At 56.9% G+C, this 492-nt stretch carries 2 protein-coding genes; both read right to left on the bottom strand.

Features of this window, described 5'->3' with window-relative positions:
• On the bottom strand, positions 1-79 hold a 79-nt coding region (locus tag ACG0Z5_RS23935; protein WP_394451676.1), incomplete at its 3' end, for a GpE family phage tail protein.
• 32 nt (positions 80-111) lie between these two features.
• The gene (locus ACG0Z5_RS23930) at positions 112-396 is read right to left on the bottom strand and encodes a phage tail assembly protein (RefSeq protein ID WP_319787121.1); all 285 of its coding nucleotides are present in this window, start codon (positions 394-396) and stop codon (positions 112-114) included.
• Positions 397-492 lie beyond the last annotated feature (96 nt).

The following is a 492-nucleotide window of genomic DNA, read 5'->3' as shown; positions in this document are numbered from 1 at the left end:
GCCATGTGATGAGCTCGGGAATACTCAGGGGATACAGCTCTGATGGCCCCCAGTGAAAAATCACTGCGACGTCGGCCATCAGGTCATCAACAGAGAAATTTTTCGGGAAAGTTACGCCGCCGAATTCGGTGACAAAAAACCGACCACCTCACCAGCGAAACTCAGCAGGTCTGGCAGCTCCAGCGCGGCAACCTCCTGCTCGGTCAGCGACGGCAGGGTCATGCGTGGCAGCACCTTAATCAGCGCATCGACGTCCGAGTTCGCCACCGCCGCCAGCCCGACACCGCGCAGGGTTCCGGCGGTCGGTTTCAGGAGGGTCACCTCTTTAATTTCGGTCTCGCCGCGTTTGATGGTTTTTACCAGGGTGACGACGTGTTGGTTTTCAGCTTTTTTCATGATGTCTCTGTCTCATTCAGTATTCAGGGAAGCCCGGCCAGCGGCGCTGACCGGGTGAACATTACATGCCGATGTTTCGGCGATGCTCTTCGAGCT

Origin of the sequence: Scandinavium sp. M-37 (assembly GCF_043558715.1) — a bacterium.
In the GTDB taxonomy this organism is placed as follows: Bacteria; Pseudomonadota; Gammaproteobacteria; order Enterobacterales; family Enterobacteriaceae; genus Scandinavium; species Scandinavium vulneris_A.
This window is presented reverse-complemented; position numbering and strand designations above follow the sequence as displayed.